The sequence below is a fragment of the Phenylobacterium sp. genome (assembly GCF_020253645.1).
Taxonomy (GTDB): domain Bacteria; phylum Pseudomonadota; class Alphaproteobacteria; order Caulobacterales; family Caulobacteraceae; genus Phenylobacterium.
Genome location: NZ_JADCBG010000195.1, coordinates 20,816 through 28,202, shown reverse-complemented (window position 1 = coordinate 28,202; position 7,387 = coordinate 20,816). Strand labels below are relative to the sequence as shown.

Below are 7,387 nucleotides of genomic sequence, written 5' to 3'. Positions count from 1 at the left end.
GGCGAGGGCGATCCCGGGAATGCGGTCCGGGGCCGTCGCAATGGCCTGGGCCTCCGCATATGGGCCGGCATAGCGCGGGTCGTTCTGCAGCCGGGGCAGGGAGCGTGCATTCTCAGCCTTCGCCCAGGTGAGGGCGCGCTCGCCCTCGATCTCCTCCATCCAGGTGAAGGGGTCATCCCCGGCTCGGGCTTCGGTCATCGCAAGGGTCCCCAGGAGGAGTGACGCCGCCAGGGCGGCCGGGCGCAGGACGTTCCGCATCATCGCGTCTCCGGATGGGGCGGTTCTCGACAGAGGCCCCTGCCGCGCCGCCGCCTCTGTGCTAGCCTCCTACCGGGCCGGGCGGAAGTCCCGGGCGGGAGGAAACCGACATGTTCACGAGAAGCCTGATCCTTGCGGCGGCGGCGGGCGCAAGCCTGGCCGCGGCCCCGGCCCTGGCCGCGCCCGCCCGGCCGAACATCATCGTCATCATCGCCGATGACCTGGGCTATGGCGACACCGGCGCCTACGGCTCGCCGCAGGTGAAGACCCCCCACATCGACGCCCTGGCCCGGGACGGGGTTCGCTTCACCCAAGGCTATGTCGCCCATCCGGTCTGCGCGCCGTCCCGCGCCGCCCTCATGACCGGGCGCTACCAGACCCGCTTCGGCTATGAGTTCAATCCTGTCGGCCGGGACCGCACGGGCGGCGTCTCCCGGGACGAAGTCTTCCTGCCCCAGGTCCTGAAGGGCGCCGGGTACTCGACCGGCATGGTCGGCAAGTGGCATCTGGGCCAGCCTTCGGGCTACCACCCGCTCGACCGCGGCTTCGACAGCTTCTTCGGCGTCATGACCGGGGCGACCTCCTTCATGACCGACTTCAAGGTCGGCGACGAGGAGATCACGCCCCCCGGAGCCGGCGCCTCCTTCGGCATCGCCGAGGGGGTGCAGGCCCCGCCCGGGGCGACCGAGGCCGAGAAGATGGCCCTGCTGCGCCGGGCCGCGCCTGTCCTTCGGGGCCGCGAGGTCGTGCAGGAGACGGCCTACCTCACCGACGCCTTCACGCGCGAGGCCATCAACTTCATCGACGCCACGGCAGGACGCCCCTTCTTCCTCTACCTCGCCCATGCGGCGCCGCACACGCCCCTGCAGGCGCCGGCCCGCTACATCGCACGCAACAGCGACATCCCGGACAAGGGCCAGAGGGTCTACGCCGCGATGGTCACCGCCCTGGACGATGGGGTCGGACGGATCCGTGCGGAGCTCAAGGCGCGGGACCTGGAGAAGAACACCGTCATTATCTTCCTCTCCGACAACGGTTGCGCCGGCTATGTCGGGACCGCCTGCACCAATGGTCCGCTGAACGGCTTCAAGGGCCTGCACCTCGAGGGCGGCGTCCGGGTGCCCTACATCATTTCTGCGCCCGGGCGCTTCCGCCGCGGCGGGGTGGAGGACCAGGTGGTTTCCAGCCTCGACATCGCCCCCACCGCCGCCGCCCTCGCGGGGGCGGCCCTGCCTCGCGGGACGGATGGCGAGAACCTCGTCCCCTACCTGTCGGGCCCGAAGCCGAAGGGCTTCGAGCGCCGCCTCTTCTGGCGGACCGGCCCCAACTACGCGGTCCGGGACGGCGCCTGGAAGCTGTGGAGCGTCAACCGCGCCGAGCCGGGCGAGACCGAGAGCACGGCCGCCGGCATCACCCCCGACGGGGTGCAGGCCAAGGCCTCCTCCCAGGGCGTCTACGACATGCTCTACAACCTCGCCGACGATCCGGGCGAGAGCCGGAACCTCGCGGACGCGCGGCCCGAAGTGGTCGCACGCTTGAAGGCCGTGATCGCCGAGTGGGACAAGGACAACGTCCCCGCCCAGTGGACCAGCATGCGCCAGGCGGTCCGCCGCCATGAAGGCCAGATGCTGAAGATCTATCCCTGACCACCGCCGCCGGAGCCCAGGCCCCATGTCCGAATCCTTCTCCCGTCACCTGGTCGATCCCGAGCTCCTGCCCATGCTCGACGCCTTCCCGACGGTGGCCCTGACAGAGGCCATGCTGGCGGGCATGCGGGGCCGCGCCTCCTGGTTTCCCGCCGACCCCAAGGACGCCGAGCGGGCCGACCAGGTCCGCCGCCTCATCCCCGGCCGCGCGGGCGATCCCGACGTCGAGGTCCTCGTCTACCGCCCGCGGGGCGTCGAGGGGGCCCTTCCCTGCATCCTCCACATCCACGGCGGCGGCTATGTCTCGGGGCGGGCCGATGGCAACGAGGCCATGCACCGGCCCATGGCGGCCGACCTCGGCTGCGTCATCGTCACGGTGGAGTACCGGCTGGCGCCCGAGACCCGCTTCCCTGGCGCGGTGGAGGACTGCTACGCCGCCCTCGCCTGGACCTTCGCCAACGCCGCGGAACTGGGGGTCGACCCGGCCCGGATCGGGGTCATGGGCGAGAGCGCCGGCGGCGGCCTCGCCGCAAGCCTCGCCCTGCTGGCCCGGGACCGGGGCGAGTACGCCCTCGCCTTCCAGCACCTCATCTACCCGATGATCGACGACCGCACCTGCACCCGTCCCGATCCCCACCCCACGGTGGGCGAGTTCATCTGGACGCCGCATAACAACCGCTTCGGCTGGGCGGCCCTGCTCGGGCATGAACCGGGGATCGAGGGCGTCTCGCCCTACGCCGCCGCCGCCCGGGCCGAGAGCCTGGCGGGCCTGCCGCCGACCTTCATCGCCACAGGCGCCCTCGACCTCTTCCTGGAGGAGAACCTGGAATACGCCCGCCGGCTGACCCGCGAGGGGATCCCCACGGAGGTCCATGTCTATCCGGGGGCCTTCCATGCCTTTCAGGTCATGCGCGGGACGCGGGTCGCCCAGGCCGCGGAGCGCGACAGCCGCGCCGCCCTCGCCAGGTTCCTGAACGGCTAGGTCAGGCCGGGTTGCGGGCGCTGACCATCCAGGTCGCCGAGGGCATGTAGACGGCGTCCCCGCGGAGCCAGGGCCGGACCGCCTCGCGCACCCGCTCGCGCAGGACGGGGGCGAGGTCCGGTCGCTCGCGCAGGATGGCGCCCAGGGGCCCGACCCGGAAACTCATCTCCACCGTCGCGTCGAGGTCGAGGCCGCCAATCGCCTCGTCGTGCGGCGTGATCTCGATCCCGGTGAAGCCCGCCCCGGTCAGGATTCCGCGCACCCGTTCCGGATCGGCGAAGGCGAAGGGGCCCGGCGCGCCGGGTTCCGGCGGCGGGGCCGGCGGCGCCAGGTCGGCGGCCGTCTCGGCGGGCCGGCGCATCCAGAGGTTTTCGGCCAGCGGGCGCCAGCAGACGAAGCCCAGGCGGCCGCCCGGCCTCAGCGCCCGTCGAAGGTTGGCGAAGGCGGCCGGCGGGTCCGCGAAGAACATGACGCCGAACCGCGAGAAGACGGCGTCCCGTCCCCCGGGAAGGGCGGCGACCTGCGCGTCGGCCTGGCGGAACTCGAGCCCGGAAGCCCCGGCCTCGGCCGCCCTGCGCCGGGCGACCTCCAGCATGGGTCCGGAGATGTCCAGCCCCAGCACCTCGCCCTCGGGGCCGACGCGCCGGGCAAGCTCCAGGCTGGTGTCGCCGCAGCCGCAGCCAATGTCGAGCACGGTTTCCACGGGCGACGGCGCCAGCCTGTCCATCGCCGCCAGGCCGAGGGGGCGGATCTGCCGGTCGATCCGGTCCTGCAGGGCCGCCCAGGTCCGTCCCGCCACGTCGTTCCAGTAGGCCTCCTGGGCCTCGTTGGCGGTCGCCATCGTCATCCTCCCGCTTGCAGTCGGCTTGTTCGCGCCGCCGCCGGACCCTAGTCTGCGGGCGTCGGGGAAAATGCGCCAGATGTTGCGGCGGCTCGCTGTCCTTTCCGTTCTCCTGTCCCTGGCGGCGGGCTCCGTCCGCGCCGCCGATGCGCCGCCGGGCCTGGAGCGCGCCCTCGACGCCATCCTCGCCAGGGGCGCCCCGGGGGTCTCGCTCCTCGTCTACCGGGAAGGGACCCTTCTCTATCGGCTGGACCGCGGCGACCTGGCGCCGGATGCGCGCCTGCCCGTGGCTTCGGCGTCGAAGTGGATGGCGGCGGCCCTGGTCATGACGGTCGTGGAGGAGGGGCGCCTGTCGCTTGACGAGCCCATCGGCCGAAGGCTGCCCGAGTTCCGGGGTCCCTCCGGCGAGATCACCCTGCGCCAGCTCCTCTCCTACACCGCGGGCCAGGGCGGCCTCCTCGGGATGTCGGACCTGCTGCAGGATTCCCGGCTGACCCTCTCGGAGTCGGCGGCCCGCATCGCCCGCAGGTCCCCGGTCGATCCGCCCGGTGCTGTTTTCCGGTACGGCGGGCCGTCCCTTCAGGTGGCCGGGGCCCTCGTCGAACAGGCGACGGGTCGCCGCTGGGCGGACCTCTTCGCCGAGAGGATCTCCATTCCGCTGGGCCTGACATCAACGACCTGGGGACATCCCCTGCGGCCTCGCCTCGACCCCGAGGAGGTGACCAACCCCAACCTGCAGGGCGGGGTCTACACCACCGCCGAGGACTATGGCCGTTTCCTCGGCATGCTCGCCGCCGGCGGGACGCTGGAGGGACGCCGCGTGCTCTCGCCGGAGGCGGTCGCGGAGCTGGAGCGCGTGCAGACCGCGGGCAAGCCCATGGCCTATCGCCCGCCGGGCATGGGTGACGTCGACGCCTATGGCCTTGGGACCTGGTGCGAGGCCCAGGACCCGGAGGGAGCCTGCCTCCTGTCCTCCAGCCCGGGCGCCTTCGGCGCCTATCCCTGGATCGACCGGCGGACCGGTCTCTACGGCCTGTTCTTCATGCGGCATCACCTGCCCCTGGTCGTCGATCAGATCCGCAGGGCGCGGACCCTCGTCCTGTCGGCCGCCCCCTGACCCGGCCTCAGGCCGACAGGGCGTAGTCCTCCAGGACGGGCGCCTTCATCTCGGCCTCGAAGGTCTCGTAGGACCAGGGATAGGTGGCCACATTGCCGTGCGGGTCGAAGTACCAGCTGCGGCAGCCCGAGGCCCAGATGGACCCGGCGAGCCGGTCCTTCAGCGCCTGGGTCCAGGCGGCGGTGGGTTCGGGCCGGGGCGTGATTTCCCGGGCCGCGCCCGTGGCCAGGAGATCAACCAGCTGGAGCACGTAGCCCAGCTGCCGCTCGGCGGTCATCAGGAAGGAGAAGTTGCCGAGCGGGCTGTTGGGGCCGCCCAGCATGAACCAGTTGGGCAGGTCAGGGACGGTCACGCCGCGATAGGTGACGTTGCCCTTCGCCCAGGTTTCGGACAGCTCCCGCCCGCTGCGGCCGGCGATGCGCATGTCGCCGAAGGGGTGGTGGGCGTCGAAGCCCGTGGCCAGGACCAGCAGGTCCAGTTCGTGGAGTCGCCCGTCCTGCGTACGCACGCCCCCGGCCTCGATCCGGGCGATGCCCTCGGTGACCAGCTCGGCGTCGGGGCGCTGGATGGCCGGGTAGAAGAGGCTGGAGACGATCAGCCGCTTGCAGCCCATCCGGTAGTCCGGCGTCAGCCGGGCCCGAAGCTCCGGGTCCGCCACCGTGGCCAGGTTGTCCCGGCAGGCCTGGGCCATGCGCTCGTAGACCTCCGGCGCCTCGCCCGCCACGGCCGCGCAGAAGGCCCCGTTGAAGGCCTGGGCGAGGTGGTCGTACTGGCCCGCCAGCAGGGACGGATCAGCCCGGTAGGCGGCCCGCTTCTCCTCGGGGATGGGCAGGTTGGGCTCGGGCAGGATCCACTGCGCCGTGCGCTGGAAGAGGCTGACCTTCTGCGCCCGGTCGACGATGGCTGGAACGACCTGGATCGCCGTCGAGCCCGTCCCGATCACGCCGATGCGCTTCCCCTCCAGCGGGACCGAATGGTCCCAGCGCGCCGTGTGGAAGGCGGTCCCGGCGAAGTCCTCAAGGCCCTCGATGTCGGGCAGGGCGGGGTGGTGCAGGATCCCCACCGCCGTGATCACGGCGTCAAAGCGCCCCTGCGGTCCCTGGGTGGTGGTGATCTCCCAGGCGCCGTCCCGCCAGGCGGCGGACTGGACCTCGGAATTGTAACGGATGACCGGCTCCACCCCGAAGTCCGCCGCCACCCTGCGCATGTAGGCCTGGATCTCGGGTCCGGGTGAATACTTGGAGCTCCAGTCGGGGTTGGGAGCGAAGGAAAAGCGGTAGAGGTGCGACGGCACGTCGCAGGTGATGCCCGGATAGGTGTTGTCCCTCCAGGTGCCGCCCGGTTCGGACGCCTTCTCGAACACGATGATCTCGGGGTCGCCGCGCTCGCGGAGCCGGATCACGGTGGCGATTCCGCCCGCCCCCGCCCCGATCACCGCGATCCTCAGCCTGCGCATTACCCCGGACATGCTAGTCTCCCTGACTGGCGCCAGTGTCCTACAGGTCCGCCGCAGGGGAAAGGCCTCCGGGGATGAAGCGGCTCTTCCGCCCGTTCCTCGTAGAACGCCGGGAGCCTGAGTTCCGGCGGGGCCGGGGCCGGAGGTTCCGTTCGCTTTTTCGGTCAGGCTCCCCTTGCGTGATCCTGCCCTCCTTCCCACTTGGTGGGGGCGGCCCGGGCCCCTCTGGCGCTTCCAGTGTAGCGCGATGTCGGACCGCATCGGGTGCGCTCGATGCCGGGTCCGGGGCCTTCCCTTCCCCCCCCAAGCCAACCGGGTCCGGCGTCGGGCGCTCCCATCCATCAGAGGAGCGTCCCCGTGAGTTTGTCCGCAATCAGTCAGACCCCCCGACGGAGAGATGGGCCGGCGGAGTTCCAGGATGCCTGGACCCCCGGCGACCTTGTCCAGTTTGAGGCCCTTGTCAGCGCCTGCGCCCTCGTGGCTCAGTCCGACGGCTGGGTGACCCCGGAAGAGACGCGCAGGGTCATCGAGCGCATGCGCACCCTGCCGGCTCTCGACGTCTTCGGCGTCGAGGACGTGATCGAGGCTTTCGAGGCCCGGATCGCCGACTTCAATCGCGATCCCGAAATGGCCCAGGCCATCGCCGAGTCCTCCATACGCCGCCTCAGGGAGAAGCCCGCTGCGGCGAGGGCCGTGGCGGCGGCGGCCTGTTCGGTGGCTTCCGCGGATGGTGGATTTGACGCTGAGGAACGAGAGGCTATACTGAGGTTCTGCGCCATTCTGATCCTGTCGCCTCAGGATCTTGATCTGGTCGCACCTCGCAGGAGGCGATGATGAGGGTTCAATCTCTTGATGCCCTGGCCTGGATGTATGTCCAGCCGATGGCTGTGCAGCCCGTCTCCGGCGCAGAGACAGTGACGCCGATCAAGCCTGCTGAGTCGGCCTCCAAGTCGGACATGCGCACCGACTACGACCGCCGCCCCCGGGATCCGGAGCGTCAGGTCGACCTGAGGGTCTGATCAGACCGAGCGCCGTCTCTTCAGCGGCGACATGGCTCCTCGCACTGCGAGGCTCCCCTTTTTGCGCA

General features: G+C 71.2%; 7 protein-coding genes and 1 pseudogene. 5 read left to right on the top strand and 3 right to left on the bottom strand.

What is annotated here, in order from left to right; translation table 11 throughout:
• Positions 1–261, bottom strand: a pseudogene (locus INE98_RS12945) (hypothetical protein); the annotation flags it as partial.
• Between the two features lie 107 nt (positions 262–368).
• On the opposite strand from INE98_RS12945, the gene INE98_RS12940 reads away from it, so the two are divergent.
• A complete protein-coding gene (locus INE98_RS12940) occupies positions 369–1,904 on the top strand; it encodes a sulfatase-like hydrolase/transferase (RefSeq protein ID WP_293539375.1) in 1,536 nt (511 codons plus the stop codon).
• A gap of 25 nt (positions 1,905–1,929) precedes the next feature.
• Complete coding sequence (locus tag INE98_RS12935) at positions 1,930–2,886, top strand: alpha/beta hydrolase (RefSeq protein WP_293539373.1); 957 nt, start codon at positions 1,930–1,932, stop codon at positions 2,884–2,886.
• 1 nt (position 2,887) lies between these two features.
• On the opposite strand, the gene INE98_RS12930 is transcribed toward INE98_RS12935, so the two are convergent.
• A complete protein-coding gene (locus tag INE98_RS12930) occupies positions 2,888–3,727 on the bottom strand; it encodes a methyltransferase domain-containing protein (protein WP_293539371.1) in 840 nt (279 codons plus the stop codon).
• Positions 3,728–3,806: 79 nt separating this feature from the next.
• Between INE98_RS12930 and INE98_RS12925 the strand changes: the two genes are divergently transcribed.
• Positions 3,807–4,844 carry a serine hydrolase gene (locus INE98_RS12925; RefSeq protein WP_293539369.1) on the top strand — a complete coding sequence of 346 codons (1,038 nt, stop codon included), beginning with the start codon at positions 3,807–3,809 and terminating at the stop codon, positions 4,842–4,844.
• A 7-nt stretch (positions 4,845–4,851) separates the two neighbouring features.
• On the opposite strand, the gene INE98_RS12920 is transcribed toward INE98_RS12925, so the two are convergent.
• Positions 4,852–6,312 (bottom strand): NAD(P)/FAD-dependent oxidoreductase, encoded by a 1,461-nt coding sequence (locus INE98_RS12920; protein ID WP_293539367.1) that lies wholly within the window; start codon positions 6,310–6,312, stop codon positions 4,852–4,854.
• A 345-nt stretch (positions 6,313–6,657) separates the two neighbouring features.
• On the opposite strand from INE98_RS12920, the gene INE98_RS12915 reads away from it, so the two are divergent.
• Together INE98_RS12915 and INE98_RS12910 are read left to right on the top strand one after the other, a co-directional pair.
• A complete protein-coding gene (locus INE98_RS12915) occupies positions 6,658–7,134 on the top strand; it encodes a TerB family tellurite resistance protein (RefSeq protein ID WP_293539366.1) in 477 nt (158 codons plus the stop codon).
• Positions 7,134–7,319 (top strand): hypothetical protein, encoded by a 186-nt coding sequence (locus INE98_RS12910; RefSeq protein WP_293539364.1) that lies wholly within the window; start codon positions 7,134–7,136, stop codon positions 7,317–7,319. The genes INE98_RS12915 and INE98_RS12910 overlap by 1 nt, the downstream gene beginning before the upstream one ends.
• Positions 7,320–7,387 lie beyond the last annotated feature (68 nt).